Source organism: Neisseria sp. P0024.S006, assembly GCF_051956595.1.
In the GTDB taxonomy this organism is placed as follows: Bacteria; Pseudomonadota; Gammaproteobacteria; order Burkholderiales; family Neisseriaceae; genus Neisseria.
Genome location: NZ_JBQCXH010000074.1, coordinates 1 through 440, shown reverse-complemented (window position 1 = coordinate 440; position 440 = coordinate 1). Strand labels below are relative to the sequence as shown.

General features: G+C 58.9%; 1 rRNA gene. It reads left to right on the top strand.

Going from position 1 to position 440, the window contains the following annotated elements:
- Window positions 1-440 (top strand): 16S ribosomal RNA (locus ACTHUF_RS11340); the annotation flags it as partial.

Sequence of the window (440 nt, the reverse complement as noted above, 5' to 3'; positions counted from 1 at the left end):
CCTACGGGTGGCAGCAGCAAGGAATTTTCGTCAATGGGCGCAAGCCTGAACGAGCAACGCCGCGTGGAGGATGACGGCCTTCGGGTTGTAAACTCCTTTTGGGGTGGACGATAATGACGGTACCCTCCGAATCAGCCCCGGCTAACTCTGTGCCAGCAGCCGCGGTAAGACAGAGGGGGCAAGCGTTGTCCGGAATTACTGGGCGTACAGCGCACGCAGGTGGTTGGGCAAGTGTGGTGTGAAAGCCCCGCGCTTAACGCGTGGAGGCCAGCACAGACTGCCCGACTTGAGGAATGCAGAGGGTGGTAGAATTGCCGGTGTAGTGGTGAAATGCGTAGAGATCGGGAGGAATACCAGTGGCGAAAGCGACACCCTGGCCTTTGCCTGACGCTCAGGTGCGAAAGCGTGGGTAGCGAACGGGATTAGATACCCTGGTAGTC